The following is a 14,225-nucleotide window of genomic DNA, read 5'->3' on the forward strand; positions in this document are numbered from 1 at the left end:
TGCGACGCGACAGGGGGCCCGGCGGCACATGGTGACGAAGCAGCAGGAAGTGGAGGCGACGACCCCGGGATGTCCGGGGCGGCTGCCGGATCTCTCCGGGCTGGACCTGGCGGCACTGCGCGGGATCGACCATCCCGTGCTGGCCCGGGTGATCGAGGGCATGGTCGAGCGGGTGACCCATCCAGCCGAGATCCTGAACGCCTTCGACTCCAGCGTGGCCTGATCGCCCCATGCCTGATCCGTCCTACCTTGAAACCGAGTTGACCACTTTCCGCCGTTAGCCGGGACCGTCCCCAGGGCAGGGATGCACCGTCCGCCGGGGTGTCCCCGGGCGGTTGTTGCCGGGGGAGGGAGGTGCGGCGATGCGGCGAGCGGTCACGAGCGGAACCCCGCTGCCCGCACCCGACGACCCCACCCCCACCCCGCCGCCCGACCTCACCGACCCCGCGCCCTCCGACACGGCTCCGACCGCGCCCTCCGACGCCGCCCCGCACCCGGATCCGCCCGCCGGCCCCGGCCCGCACGCCGGCCCGCACGCCGGACTCGGTCCGCGCGTCGACGCGGCCGTCGCCCAGCAGGTGCGCCACGCCCGGCACGCGCCCTGGCCCTACACCCGGCTGGACGTGGCCGCCGCGCGCGCCGCCGGCCACCGGCCCCACCCGATCCGCCAGTTCGTCCTCAAGACCCGCAGCCGCTGCAACCTCGCCTGCACCTACTGCTACGTCTACGAGATGGCCGACCAGGGCTGGCGCGAGCAACCGCCCGCGATGACCCCCGCCACCATCGCCCGCGCCGCGCAGCGGATCGCCGAGCACGCCGCCGCCCACGACCTGCCCCGGGTCGACCTCGTCCTGCACGGCGGCGAACCGCTGCTCTCCGCCCCCGCCCAACTGGCCGCGCCCGTCGACGCCGTACGGACCGCCGTCGCCGGGGCGGCCCCGGCCACCCGGGTCACCGCCACCGTCCAGACCAACGGCACCCTGCTCACCCGCGGCCGCCTCACCGCCCTGGCCGCCGCCGGGATCCGGGTCGGCGTCAGCCTCGACGGCGGGCTGCCCGCCCACAACACCCGCCGGGTCGACCACGCCGGACGGCCCGGCTTCGCGTCCGCCGCCCGCGGCCTACGACTGCTGGCCCGCCACCCGCAGAGCTACGCCGGGGTGCTCTGCGTCGTCGATCTCGACCAGGACCCGATCGAGACCTACGAGTCCCTGCTCGCCTTCGACCCGCCCAGCGTCGGGCTGCTCCTGCCGCTCGCGAACTGGAGCAGCCCGCCCCCCGGCCACCACCCCGGCCGGACCCCGTACGCGGACTGGCTGCTCGCCGTCTTCGAGCGCTGGTGGCACGACGGCGTACGGCGCACCCGGATCCGGCTCTTCGAGGAGATCATCGCCCTGTTGCTCGGCCTGCCCACCACCACCGAGACCCTCGGGCTCACGCCCGCCGCCACCGCCGTGATCGAGACCGACGGCTCCATCGAACAGGCCGACTCACTGAAATCCGCGTACGAGGGGGCCGCCGCGACCGGGATGACCCTCGACACCCACAGCTTCGACCAGCTCCTCGACCACCCCGGACTCGCCGCACGCCAGCTCGGCCGGGACGCGCTCGCCGGCTGGTGCCGTGCCTGCGAGCTGGTCGACGTGTGCGGCGGAGGGCACTACCCGCACCGCTACCGCGCCGGTGAGGGCTTCCGAAGGCCCTCCGTGTACTGCGCCGACCTGCAGCGACTGATCCGGCACATCGCCGCCGCCGTCCAACGGGCCGCGCAGACCCCCCGGCCCGCCGCCGGCGCCCCGGTCGCCGGAGCCACCGACACCCCGGCCGCCGAAGGCACCGAAGCCGCCGATGCCACCGCCCCGGTCACCGCCCCGGCCGAGGCCCCGCCCGCCGAAGCCCCCGCCGCCCACCCTCCGGCGGTCGCCTCATGACCGACGCCCTCACCGCCTTCACCGTCTCCTCGCCCACCCTGCGCGCCCTCGCCTCCACCGAACCCTCCACGGAGGGCACCCGCCTGGTCCGCGACGTACGCCGCTCCAAACGCCTGCTCCTGCTGCGCGCCGTCCTCGACGCCGCCCCCGGCGGCGACTCCGGGGAGACCGCCGACCACTGGGCCCTGCTGGAGGACGCCGAGCGCCGCGACCCGGGCGCCGTGCGCGACGTGCTGCACTACCCCGCCACCGGGGTGTGGGCCGAGGAGACCCTGCGCCGACTGCACGCCCCCTGCGGCCCCCCGGCCGACCTCGGACACCTCGGAGCCCTCGCCGTCGCCGCCGCCCTGCGCGCCGGGATCCCCTTCAGCCACACCCTGCGGCCCCTGCACGGCCGGCTCGTCCTACCCACCCTCGGCCTGCTGCGCCCGGACCGCCCCGGCCCGCTCGCCCTCTGCGAACGCTCCTGGGACCCCGACGACCCGGCCACCGTGCCCCTGCACGCCCTGCCCGGCGGCCGGACCGCCCTCGACGACCTCGACCCCTACCGGGCACCCGGCCCCGCGCAGCCCGCCCCGATCCGCCCCGCCCGCCGCCTCACCCCCAAGGGCCACAAGCGGTGGGACACCCAGTGGTCCGGCGCCCTCACCCTGCTCCAGCGCTACGACACCATCCGCGCGGAGGAGACCGTCCAACTGCTGCGTTCCGTCGTACCGCTGGCCGGCGGCTCCCGCTCCAGCGGCGCCACCCTCCCCGCGGCGGCCGGCTCCGTACTCGCCCGCGCACAGGCCCCGCCCGCGCTCGCCGCGACCCTCGTCCACGAGGTCCAGCACGGCAAACTGACCGCCCTCACAGACGTCCTGACCCTGCACACAGCCGACCACACGCCCCGCCACTGGGCCCCCTGGCGCAGCGACCCCCGCCCCCTGGACGGCCTGCTGCACGGCGCCTACGCCCACCTCGCCCTCGCCGGGTACTGGCAGCGCGCCGCCCTCTACGGGGCCCGCGGCGCCTGGGCCCAGCACGCCCGCATCCGCGCCCAGGTCGCAGCCGTCCTGCCCACCCTGCGGGCGCACGAACTACTGACCACCGCCGGACGGGAGTTCACCGACGCGATGGGGGCCGCCGAACGCGCCATGGACGACCTGCCGCCGCCCGGCGACCAGCACACCGCGGCCCGCCGGGCCGTCGACCGAGAACGCCGCGCCTGGTGCGAGGCGCACCCCGAACTCGCGGCGTTCGCACAAGGCTGACGGACCGTCCGCTGCGGTACCTTTCAAGCCCGTCCACCGCCCGCATTCCAGGGAGACGGCCCGATGACCACCGGTAGTCGCCAGGACCGTGAACCGGCGGCGCAGCAGCCGCCCCAGCCACCCCAGCCGCCTCAGCCGCAGCGATTCGTCATCAGCTTCGCGGGATTCAACCGCCCCTGGGCGGTGTGGATCGCGCACCGCCTGGAGGAGCACGGCCACCGCGTCGCCCTCCAACGCTGGGACCCGCAGAGCAGCCCCGGCATCGATCAGGCCCTCGACGACCTGGCCCGCTCCGGCAGCCGGGTCCTCCTCGTCCTCAGCGAGCGCTACTTCTCCGCGGGCACCCACACCGACGAGCAGTGGAACACCGCCCTGCGCGCCGTCACCGACCGCCACCCCGACCGGTTCGCGGCGGTCTGCCTCACCGACGCCCCGCTGCCCAGCGCCGTCGCCGTACTGGAGAAGACCGACCTGTGGGGCCTGGACGCGTACGAGGCCGAGTACCGCGTGCTGCGCCGCCTGGAGCTGCCCACCGACCGGATCGGCACCGAGACCGGCCGCCGCGGCCCCCGCTTCCCCAACGACCCGCCCGAGATCTGGGGCCGCGTACCGCGCCGCAACCCGCGCTTCACCGGCCGCAACGACGTCATCGGCACCCTGCGCGAGGCCCTGGTCGAAGCCCCGCCCGGCGCGTCCACCGTCACCCTCCTCGGGCTCTCCGGCGTCGGCAAGACCCAGGTCGCCACCGAGTACGCCTACCGCTTCGCCTCCGAATACGACGTGGTGTGGTGGGTCCCCGCCGAGGACCGGCCCACCCTGCGCGAACGCCTCGCCGACCTGGCCCCCGCACTCGGGCTGCCGCGCGGGGCGGGCAGCTACGGAGAGCAGATCCGGGCCGTCCTCGAAGCACTGCGGCGCGGGAACCCGTACGGCCGCTGGCTGATCGTCTTCGACGGCTGCGACAACCCGGACGACCTGATCGACCTGCTGCCCTCCGGCGCCGGCGACGTCATCATCACCTCCCGCAACCGCGAATGGGCCGCCCGGCACACCAGCCTGGTCGAGGTCCCGCTCTACGCCCGCCCCGAATCGATCACCTTCATCCGCCGCCGGGCCCTGCGCCTGACCGCCGACGAGGCCGACCAGCTCGCCGAGGCCCTGGAGGACTACCCGCTCGCCCTCGACCAGACCGCGGGCTGGCTCGCGGACTCCCCGCTGCCGGTCGGCGACTACCTCGTCCTGCTCCAGCACCGGATGGACTCCCGCGAGGCCGTCACGGTCTCCGAGGACTACCCCCTGCCCTTCCCCACCGCCCTCGCCATACTGCTCAACAACGTCCGGGAGAACTTCCCCGACGCCCTCGCCCTGCTCCGGCTGTTCGTCTTCTTCGCCCCCGGCCCGGTGCCGCTGCGCCTGCTGCGCGAATTCCCCGCCGACGACGTGCCCGAACAGCTCGCCGGACTGATCAACGACCAGATCCGCTGGAACGCCGCCCTCAACAAACTCGTCCAGTTCTCCGTCGTCCGCCTGGAGTACTCCGACCTGGCCGTGGAGGAGGGCGGCGGCGGACTGGAGACCGTCCAACTGCACCGCATGGTCCACGGCATCGTCCGCGAGGACCTCTCCGAGGGCGAGGCCGAACCGCTCGCCCGCGCCGTACGCCAGGTCCTCGCCGCCGCCGACCCCGGCCGGCCCTCCGACTCCCGCCTGTGGCCCCGGTACGCCGAACTCATCCCGCACCTGGCCACCTCCGGGGTGCTCACCAGCAGCAACCCGCGCATCCAGAACTTCCTGCTGCACTGCCTGCGCTACCTGATCCTCGCCGGCGAGTACCGCACCTGCCTGCGGCTCTCCGAGGAGACCGACCTCATCTGGCGGGCCCTGCTCGGCGAGGACCACCCCAAGGTCCGCGAACTCAGCTACCAGTACGGCGAAGCCCTGCGCAACCTCGGCCTGTTCCGGCGCGCCGAGACCCTCACCCGCGCCCGCGCCGACCGGCTCGCCGGGGAACGCGGCGACCGCGACCTGGAAACCCTGCGCGCCACCAGCTCGTACGGCGGGGTCCTGCTGTGCATCGCCCGCTTCGAACCGGCCCGCGAGATCTTCGAACACTGCCTGGCCACCTACCGCGAACTCCTCGGCGAGGACGACTCCACCACCCTCGCCGCCCAGAACAACCTGGCCGCCACCTACCGCCTGCTCGGCCGCTACCAGGACGCCTACGACCTCGACCTGGACACCCTGCGCCGCCGCGAACGGGTCCTCAGAACCCACCACATCTCCACCCTCTCCTCCGGGATCGCCTGCGCCATGGGCCTGCGACTGATGGGCCGCTACCACGAGGCCCAGACCCGGCAGGAACAAGGCGTGAAGATCAACACCCAGGTGCTGGGCCTCGAACACCCACAGACCCTGCGCGCCGAACACAACCTCGGGATGTGCCTGCGCCGCTCCGGCGACATCCCCGGCGCGGGCCTGCGGCTGCGTACCGTCTGGGAGCGGGCCACCAGGGTGTTCGGGGCCGACTACCCGTGGACCCTGATGGTCGCCTCCGACTACGCCACCTACCTCAGGGAGTACGGGGACGTCGGCGAGGCCCGCCGGATCTCCGAGGACGTCGTCCGCGGCTACCAGTCCCAGCTCGGCCTCGCCCACCCGTACAGCATCGGCACGGTCGGCAACCTCGGCCTCGTCCTACGGGCCCAGGGCGAACGCACGGCCGCCCTCTCCCTCGCCGAGCAGGCACTGGTCGGCATGCGCGGCGCCCTCGGCGACCGGCACCCCTGGACCCTCGGCTGCGCCCTCAACGCCACCGGACACCGCAACATCACCGGCCGGCTGGAGGACGCCCTGGACCTGAGCCGGGAGACCCTGCGCACCGCCGAGCGGGTCCTGGGCCCGGACCACCCGATGGCCCTGAGCGCCCAGATCGCCCTGGCGGCGGACCTCCGGTCGGTACGGGAGTACGAGGAGGCGGCGAAACACGAGGACGCGGGCATCAAGGGCCTCACCCGCACCCTGGGCCCGCAACACGTCCACACGATCTCGGCGAAGCAACAGACGAGGCCGTACTGGGACTTCGAGCCACAGCCGTAGGGGGGGGCGGGCGAAGCTCTTCCCGCGGCGGTCGGATGGTCAGGCCGGTTCCACGTTGTCGACCGCGGTGGTGAACTCGCGGCCGGAGGCGGCACGGATGTAGGCCAGCTCCATCCAGTGGGGGTCGAGGGAGTCCGACACGTCCTCGTTGATCACGGCCATCAGTGTTCCTTCGGTGCCGGACGCGACATCGCGTACACGGCGGTGCAGCAGGCGATGAGGGACGTATTCGTACCGTTCAGTCACCGGCCGGCTCCTGGAAGGTGGAGACGAAACGCTCCCAGCCGACGCGAGCACGGTCGAGGAGGTCAGGGCTGAGCCCGGGCAGGACCTCCTTGTGCTCGTCGAACCAGGGGTGGTCCGGCTCGGGGCCTTCCACATGCTGAGGCACAAGCCCTCCCATCTGTCGGTGTGTGGGTAGACAGACGGTGTTCCGTCAGGAGAGCCGCAAGGGATGCAGGTTGTATCCCCTCCGGGGACTCCGGGGTGGGGCTGCACGCGCTCAACTCGTAGGCCGCAGCACCATCAGCCGGACTCCCTCCCCCGGGCGGGGGAGGGAGTCGGTACGAGCGGAGGAGGTGGCCCGGCCGGTGCTCACCGCAGGATGGACCCATGTCCCGAGCCCACAAGAAGCACCTGGTCGCAGCCCTCACCGCCTGCCTCGGCGCCCTTGCCTACACCGTCAGCAAGGTGGACCTGGCGAGGGAGGGCGAGCTGGGCATGCCGGGCTTCCCCGCGCCGGCCGAGGCCTACGCCGCCGTTGCCGATGTCGGTACCGCCCAACTGGCGAACGCGGCTCTCGGCCTGCTGATGGCCGTCGTTGCGCTGTTCCTCGTCCGCCGGCCGCGGACCCCGCTGGTCCGGCTGCCGGTGCTCGTCGTCTCCTGGGTGGGCATCGTGATGGTGGGAGCGGGCGTTCTCGGCTTCGGCGCCCGCGCGGCGGGCCTGGCACCGAGCCTGGGTGCCACCCCTCCCCACATGCCCACCGCGCTCGCGGCATTGCTTGTCGGAGCCGTGTGGGTGACGGCCTGGACCATCGCCGTCGTCTCCGCCACGCGCAGCAGTCGGTGACGGCTTCACCGAACGGCTGATCGGTTCCCACCAGGGTTCGCTACGCGGGCCCGTTCAGGCAGCGGTCGAGCAGGGCGTGCATGCGGGCGACCGGGAGGGACGGGTTGGTTGCGGCGCCTCGGGCGGTGCGGGGGTGGGTGAGGAGCGGCTCCAAGGCCTCGGGTGTCAGGCTCGGGTTGGCGGCGGCCGCCCGGCACACCGACTCGTCGGGGTCGTCCACCGGGGGGTCGGGCAGGGCCGGATCGGCCGCGGCCAGGGCGCGTACCTCCGGGTCCGGGTGACCGATGAGGTGGGCCCAGCCGGTACGGGGGAAGCCGGACAGGGTCAGCAGGTGCGGGCGGTGGACCGGGCGGGTGACGAAGACGTCCAGCAGGAGGCGCGGGGGAGCCAGGGGGTGGCGACAGGCCAGCCGGATCCGTACCTCCTCGTCGTCGTCCCGGGCGAGCGTTTCGACGAGATCGGCGGGCAGGAGGGGCGAGTTCGCCGCGACCCGGCGGAGCACCGGTTCCTCGGACACCGCGCAGGCGGCGAACCAGTCGGGGCCCGGTTCGGGGTTCGGCGCGGCGAACGGGAGGAGGCAGTCCGTACCGTGCCCGATGACCATCCGGATCGCCCAACACTCGGCCCAGGTACGGGGGAAGGGATGGAGGCGTACGCGCGTCCGCACGTTCTCGTCCGGATCCTTCTCCAGCTCGTCCACCAGGTCCGGTCCCAGGTCGGGCCGGGCGGCGGCCAACAGGCGGACCCCCGCGTCGGGGTGGCGGGCGAGCCGGGCCACGGCGTCGGCCGGGATGTGCGGATTCCACACCAGGGCGGGCGCGGTGCCGTCCGCGAAGCACTGCTCGACGACCGCGGGGGACAGGGCGCACGAGCCCAGCACCCACGGCTGGTTCCGCGTGCCCATGGACGGCAGCTTGGCCTCCACCGCTTCCGGGTCCAGCACCCACCTGGACTCCTGCGCCGACTTCCGTACCTCGGGGTCGGGATCGTGCAGCAGGGCCTCCCGTTCCTCGGGAGTGAGCGACGCCCACCGGAAGGTGGCCTGTACGCGTAGTGCGGGGTGCTCGCGCCCGGCCAGGGAGCGGTAGAAGGACTCGGGGATGTGCCGGGAGGCGGCAAGCTCGCCGACGATGTCGGCCGCGGAGACCTTGTTGTCCTCGCCCCCGTCCTGGGCGGTCAGCAGGGTCACGAGAATGTCGTCGGGCAGCGGCCGGACCCATCGGCGGAAGCCGAGGGGTCCGCGGGCGAGGCACGCGCGGACGAGGCCGGACGGGTCCGTCGCCAGGGGTGCGAGGCGTGAGGCGTCGACGTGCTGGTTGAGGGCGAGCGCCTGGCGGATCCGTCGGTCCGGGTGGTACAGGGCCGCGTCGAGGGCGGCGTCCGGCAGGTCACGGCCCGCGCACATCAGCGGGCCGGCTTCGCCCGCCGCCGGATCCATCAGCCGTATCAGGACGTCGGACGGCGCCGCCGGATTGAAGGCGATGCCGAGCAGCCACGGTTCGTACGAAGAGTCGGACACCGCGTCATCCTGCCACCTCCGTCCGGGGCCATGACAGCCGGAAGGCCCGGCCCCCGTGGGGGTCGGGCCTTCCGTACCGCTGGGATCGGGGCGGGGTTACGCCTCGAAGACCTCGTTCAGCAGGAGCTGCTGCTCCGCCTGGTGGCGCTTCGCGGAACCCACCGCCGGCGAGGAGCCGTGCGGCCGCGAGATGCGGCGCAGGCGCTCGCCCGCCGGGACGTCCGCGCCGACCGCCAGGTCGAGGTGGTCGATCAGGTTCAGCGCGATGAACGGCCACGCACCCTGGTTCGCCGGCTCCTCCTGGGCCCAGATGTACTTCGCCGCGTTCGGGAACTTGGCGATCTCGGCCTGGAGTTCCGCGCCCGCCAGCGGGTACAGCCGCTCGATGCGGATGATCGCGGTGTCCGTGATGCCGCGCTTCTCGCGCTCGGCCTCCAGGTCGTAGTAGACCTTGCCGGCGCAGAAGACGACCTTGCGGACCGCGTTCGCGTCCACCGTGCTGTCGCCGATGACCGGACGGAACGAACCGGTCGTGAACTCCTCCGCCTTCGACGCCGCCGCCTTCAGACGCAGCATCGACTTCGGGGTGAAGACGATGAGCGGCTTGTGGTGCGGGTTGTGGACCTGCCAGCGCAGCAGGTGGAAGTAGTTCGACGGCAGGGTGGGCATGGCCACCGTCATGTTGTCCTGCGCGCACATCTGGAGGAAGCGCTCGGGACGCGCGGACGAGTGGTCCGGGCCCTGGCCCTCGTAGCCGTGCGGGAGGAGCAGCGTGACGCCGGAGGTCTGGCCCCACTTCTGCTCGGCCGAGGAGATGAACTCGTCGACGACGGTCTGCGCGCCGTTGACGAAGTCACCGAACTGGGCCTCCCAGAGGACCAGCGCGTCCGGACGGGCCAGCGAGTAGCCGTACTCGAAGCCCATGGCCGCGTACTCGGAGAGCAGCGAGTCGTAGACGTTGTAGCGGGCCTGGTCGTCCGACAGGTAGAGCAGCGGGGTGTAGTCCTCGCCCGTCTCCCGGTCGATGAGGACCGCGTGACGCTGGCCGAAGGTGCCGCGGCGGGAGTCCTGGCCGGACAGCCGGACCGGGGTGCCCTCCATCAGCAGCGAGCCGAAGGCGAGGGTCTCGCCCATGCCCCAGTCGATGGTGCCCTCGTCGATCATCGCCGCACGACGCTGCAGCTGCGGCAGCAGACGCGGGTGGACGGTGACGCCCTCGGGGATGGTGACCTGGGACTCGGCGATCCGCTTGACGACGTCCTGCGAGATCGCGGTGTTGACGGCGACCGGGAAGTCGGGCTGCGGGGTCGGGGACGGCGCCGCGGCGGCGGGCTGCGTGGCGGCCTCGCGGACCTCCGCGAAGACCTTCTCCAGCTGGCCCTGGAAGTCCTGGAGCGCCTGCTCGGCCTCTTCCAGCGTGATGTCGCCACGACCGATGAGGGACTCGGTGTAGAGCTTGCGCACCGAGCGCTTCTTGTCGATCAGGTCGTACATCAGCGGCTGCGTGAACGCCGGGTTGTCGGACTCGTTGTGGCCGCGACGGCGGTAGCAGATGAGGTCGATGACGACGTCCTTGTTGAACGCCTGGCGGAACTCGAAGGCCAGACGGGCAACGCGGACGACGGCCTCGGGGTCGTCGCCGTTCACGTGGAAGATCGGCGCCTCGATCATGCGGGCCACGTCGGTCGCGTACATCGAGGAACGGGAGGACTCCGGGGCGGCGGTGAAGCCGACCTGGTTGTTGATGACCACGTGCACGGTGCCGCCGGTGCGGTAGCCGCGCAGCTGCGACATGTTCAGCGTCTCGGCGACGACGCCCTGGCCGGCGAAGGCCGCGTCGCCGTGGAGCGCGAGCGGGAGGACCGTGAAGTCCGTGCCGCCCTTGTTGATGACGTCCTGCTTGGCGCGGGCGACACCCTCCAGGACCGGGTCGACCGCCTCCAGGTGCGAGGGGTTCGCGACGAGCGAGACCTTGATCTGCTCGCCGTCCAGGCCGGTGAAGGTGCCCTCGGCGCCCAGGTGGTACTTGACGTCGCCGGAGCCGTGCATGGACTTCGGGTCGAGGTTGCCCTCGAACTCGCGGAAGATCTGCGCGTACGACTTGCCGACGATGTTCGCCAGGACGTTCAGGCGGCCACGGTGGGCCATGCCGATGACGACCTCTTCGAGGCGGGCCTCGGCGGCCGAGTCGATGACGGCGTCGAGCAGCGGGATGACGGACTCGCCGCCCTCCAGGGAGAACCGCTTCTGGCCGACGTACTTCGTCTGCAGGAAGGTCTCGAAGGCCTCCGCCGCGTTCAGGCGGCGCAGGATGCGCAGCTGCTCCTCGCGCTCCGGCTTGGAGTGCGGGCGCTCGATGCGGTCCTGGATCCAGCGGCGCTGCTTCGGGTCCTGGATGTGCATGAACTCGACGCCGGTGGTGCGGCAGTACGAGTCGCGCAGGACGCCGAGGATGTCGCGGAGCTTCATCATCGACTTGCCGGAGAAGCCGCCGACCGCGAACTCGCGCTCCAGGTCCCACAGGGTGAGGCCGTGCTCGGTGATGTCGAGGTCGGGGTGCTTGCGCTGCTTGTACTCCAGCGGGTCGGTGTCGGCCATGACGTGGCCGCGGACCCGGTAGGAGTGGATCAGCTCGAAGACGCGGGCGGCCTTCGTGACGTCGTCGTCGTGCGAGGCGTCGATGTCCCGGTTCCAGCGGACGGGCTCGTACGGGATGCGCAGCGACTCGAAGACGGCGTCGTAGAAGCCGTCCTCGCCGAGCAGCAGGTTCGCGACGATGCGCAGGAACTCGCCGGAGGCCGCACCCTGGATGACCCGGTGGTCGTAGGTCGAGGTCAGGGTCATGACCTTGGAGATGCCCAGCTTGTTCAGGGTGTCCTGCGAGGTGCCCTGGAACTCGGCCGGGTAGTCCATGGAGCCGACGCCCATGATGACCGACTGTCCGGGCATCAGGCGGGGCACGGAGTGCACGGTGCCCAGGCCGCCGGGGTTGGTCAGCGAGACGGTGACGCCGGTGAAGTCGTCCATCGTCAGCTTGCCGACACGGGCGCGGCGGACGATGTCCTCGTAGGCCTGCCAGAACTCGAAGAAGTTGAGGGTCTCGGCCTTCTTGATGCCGGCGACGACGAGCTGGCGGTCACCGTTGGGCTTCACCAGGTCGATCGCGAGACCGAAGTTGATGTGCTCCGGCTTGACCAGGGTCGGCTTGCCGTCCTTCTCCGCGAAGGAGTAGTTCATGGCCGGCATGGCCTTGATCGCCTGCACCATCGCGTAGCCGATCAGGTGCGTGAAGGAGATCTTCCCGCCCCGGGCGCGCTTGAGGTGGTTGTTGATGACGATGCGGTTGTCGAACAGCAGCTTCACCGGGACGGCGCGGACGGAGGTGGCCGTCGGCACGTCGAGGGAGGCGTTCATGTTCTTGGCGACAGCCGCCGCAGGGCCGCGGAGCGTCACCAGCTCGGGGCCCGCGGGGGCCTCGGTGGCGGGCGCGGCCTTCTGGGGGGCTACGGAGGAGGGGGCAGGCGCGGCCGGTGCGGCGGCCGAGGCCTGGGAGGTGACAGTCACAGCAGGGGCACCAGAGGGGGTGGCAGGAGCAGGGGCAGGAGCTGACACGGGCGCAGCAGCTGGCGCGGCGGCTGCCGCTCCAGTGGAGCCGGTGCTCGCGGCGGGTGTCGGGGCAGGGGCTGCGGCGCGCGCCGCCCCCGTGGCGGCGGCGTCGGTGACCTGCGGCGCCGCGGCGACGGTGGTGGCGGCCTGTGCGGAGGCGCCGTCCGTCGTCGCGGGCTTCTCGGGACCGTCCGACTTCACCGGAGCGACAGCGCCCCCCGGCTTGTAGTCGGCGAAGAAGTCCCACCAGGCCCGGTCGACCGAGTTCGGGTCCTGGAGGTACTGCTGATAGATCTCGTCGACGAGCCACTCATTGGCACCGAAGCCTGAGGCAGGGTTCTTCCCGCCCTCTGCTGCTTCGGTCGTGGTGCTCGAGTTACTGGGGGACTGTGGCGACACGGCGGCAACCGCCCTCTTCCGCTTCACAAGGTATGGACAGCGGGAATAAAGGCTACGCCTCCTCGGGCGCTGCATGCAGGCCGGGCGGGACTTACGTCGCGCAGGTCACATCGAACGGCGGGTTTCGGCACGTGGAATGGCGGGAAACGAGCCTGGTTCGGGTAGGCGGTACCGAGGTTGCGGCCCCCATGGCTTCGCACCCCTGACGGACCCCGGGTACGTGTGGCCGAGATCATGTCCTTCCCACTCGAACCCTACGTCAACACGGCACCTACGAGCTGCCCGGAAGCGTGACGAGGATGCGGCAGCCACGTGACGATTCGGCCACTCCGATCCGGCCCCCGTGCAGCTCCACGGCCCAGCGGGCGATCGCCAGGCCCAATCCGGTCCCTCCGTCGCCGCCGCGCGCGCTGCCCCGGTTGAACCGCTCGAAGACGCGGTGGCGCTCCGCCTCGGGGATGCCGGGACCCTCGTCCCGTACCTCCAGCACCAGGCTTCCGGGTGCGTCGCCGGTCCGGGCGCGGACCGTGACCCGGCCGTGCGGAGGGCTGTGCTTGACCGCGTTGTCGATCAGATTTGCGACCACCTGGTGCAGCCGCTCGGCGTCCGCGTGCGCCCACAGCTCGGGCGGGAAGACGTCCAGGTGCAGGTGCACGTCGTTGCGGGTGTGCCCGCCCGAACCGGAGAGCAGCCCCGGCCGGCCGGCGGCCGCCAGCCGCGATTCCTTCAGCACGCCCGACAGGTACGGCCACACCTCGAAGCGGCGGGCGCGCAGCGGGACCACGCCGTTGTCCACCCGGGACAGGTCCAGCAGGGTCTCCACGAGCCCGCCGAGCCGCTCGGTCTGCTTCAGCATCGTGCGCATGGTCTCCGGATCGGCGGCCGAGACCCCGTCCACCACGTTCTCCAGCACCGCCCGCAGCGCCGCGATCGGCGTGCGCAGCTCGTGCGAGACATTGGCGACGAGCTCCTTGCGGTGCCGGTCCACGGCCTCCAGGTCGTCCGCCATCAGGTTGATGGTGGAGGCCAGGTCGCCGAGCTCGTCGCGGCGACCCGCCCCGCGTACCCGCCGGGTGAAGTCGCCGTGGGATATCGCCCGGGCCACCCGCGTCATGTCGTCCAGCGGCGCCGTCAGGCTGTGCGCCACGAACTGGGTGATCAGCATCGAGGCGATCACCGAGAAGACGGTGATGAAGCGCAGCTCGGTGTCGGTGCGCAGGGCCACCAGCAGCAGGCCCGTGGTGATGAAGACCGAGACCACCACGAGCGTGCCCAGCTTGGTCTTGATCGAGAAGGGCGAGAAGGGCCGCAGCCCCGCCGGAGGCCGTTGCCGCGGGCGCAGCCGGTTCG

The 14,225-nt window shown here is 72.3% G+C and carries 9 protein-coding genes and 1 pseudogene; 5 read left to right on the forward strand and 5 right to left on the reverse strand.

Annotated features, from left to right (window positions below; all coding sequences use genetic code 11):
* Positions 1-28 precede the first annotated feature (28 nt).
* From fxsA to fxsT, 4 genes are all read left to right on the forward strand, one after another.
* A complete protein-coding gene (gene fxsA / locus OG624_RS27095) occupies positions 29-223 on the forward strand; it encodes an FxSxx-COOH cyclophane-containing RiPP peptide (protein ID WP_030730904.1) in 195 nt (64 codons plus the stop codon).
* Between the two features lie 139 nt (positions 224-362).
* Positions 363-1,931 (forward strand): FxsB family cyclophane-forming radical SAM/SPASM peptide maturase, encoded by a 1,569-nt coding sequence (locus tag OG624_RS27100; RefSeq protein WP_371639924.1) that lies wholly within the window; start codon positions 363-365, stop codon positions 1,929-1,931.
* Positions 1,928-3,184 carry an HEXXH motif domain-containing protein gene (locus OG624_RS27105; RefSeq protein WP_051763107.1) on the forward strand — a complete coding sequence of 419 codons (1,257 nt, stop codon included), beginning with the start codon at positions 1,928-1,930 and terminating at the stop codon, positions 3,182-3,184. The genes OG624_RS27100 and OG624_RS27105 overlap by 4 nt, the downstream gene beginning before the upstream one ends.
* Before the next feature lie 63 nt (positions 3,185-3,247).
* Positions 3,248-6,280, forward strand: coding sequence for an FxSxx-COOH system tetratricopeptide repeat protein (gene fxsT, locus OG624_RS27110; RefSeq protein WP_078909187.1), 3,033 nt, complete (start codon positions 3,248-3,250; stop codon positions 6,278-6,280).
* Positions 6,281-6,297: 17 nt separating this feature from the next.
* Here the strand turns inward: fxsT and OG624_RS27115 are convergent.
* A pseudogene (locus tag OG624_RS27115) lies at positions 6,298-6,526 on the reverse strand (hypothetical protein); the annotation flags it as partial.
* Positions 6,519-6,671: a hypothetical protein gene (locus OG624_RS27120; RefSeq protein ID WP_158711793.1), complete on the reverse strand. Its 153-nt coding sequence runs from the start codon at positions 6,669-6,671 to the stop codon at positions 6,519-6,521. The gene OG624_RS27120 and the pseudogene OG624_RS27115, both read right to left, overlap by 8 nt.
* 221 nt (positions 6,672-6,892) lie before the next feature.
* Between OG624_RS27120 and OG624_RS27125 the strand changes: the two genes are divergently transcribed.
* Positions 6,893-7,351: a hypothetical protein gene (locus OG624_RS27125; RefSeq protein WP_033218733.1), complete on the forward strand. Its 459-nt coding sequence runs from the start codon at positions 6,893-6,895 to the stop codon at positions 7,349-7,351.
* Between the two features lie 40 nt (positions 7,352-7,391).
* Here the strand turns inward: OG624_RS27125 and OG624_RS27130 are convergent, their stop codons facing one another.
* The 3 genes from OG624_RS27130 to OG624_RS27140 all read right to left on the reverse strand — a co-directional run bounded on the left by OG624_RS27130 (position 7,392) and on the right by OG624_RS27140 (position 14,217).
* Positions 7,392-8,870, reverse strand: coding sequence for a hypothetical protein (locus OG624_RS27130; protein ID WP_033218735.1), 1,479 nt, complete (start codon positions 8,868-8,870; stop codon positions 7,392-7,394).
* Between the two features lie 96 nt (positions 8,871-8,966).
* Positions 8,967-12,875, reverse strand: coding sequence for a multifunctional oxoglutarate decarboxylase/oxoglutarate dehydrogenase thiamine pyrophosphate-binding subunit/dihydrolipoyllysine-residue succinyltransferase subunit (locus OG624_RS27135; protein ID WP_033219084.1), 3,909 nt, complete (start codon positions 12,873-12,875; stop codon positions 8,967-8,969).
* A 271-nt stretch (positions 12,876-13,146) separates the two neighbouring features.
* Complete coding sequence (locus tag OG624_RS27140) at positions 13,147-14,217, reverse strand: HAMP domain-containing sensor histidine kinase (RefSeq protein ID WP_033219085.1); 1,071 nt, start codon at positions 14,215-14,217, stop codon at positions 13,147-13,149.
* Positions 14,218-14,225 lie beyond the last annotated feature (8 nt).

The organism is Streptomyces virginiae (genome assembly GCF_041432505.1).
Taxonomy (GTDB): Bacteria; Actinomycetota; Actinomycetes; order Streptomycetales; family Streptomycetaceae; genus Streptomyces; species Streptomyces virginiae_A.

Coding starts and splice junctions, on each gene's coding strand:
- OG624_RS27125 (WP_033218733.1), top strand. CDS start 6,893: ATGTCCCGAGCCCACAAGAAGCACCTGGTCGCAGCCCTCACCGCCTGC.
- fxsA (WP_030730904.1), top strand. CDS start 29: ATGGTGACGAAGCAGCAGGAAGTGGAGGCGACGACCCCGGGATGTCCG.
- OG624_RS27100 (WP_371639924.1), top strand. CDS start 363: ATGCGGCGAGCGGTCACGAGCGGAACCCCGCTGCCCGCACCCGACGAC.
- OG624_RS27105 (WP_051763107.1), top strand. CDS start 1,928: ATGACCGACGCCCTCACCGCCTTCACCGTCTCCTCGCCCACCCTGCGC.
- fxsT (WP_078909187.1), top strand. CDS start 3,248: ATGACCACCGGTAGTCGCCAGGACCGTGAACCGGCGGCGCAGCAGCCG.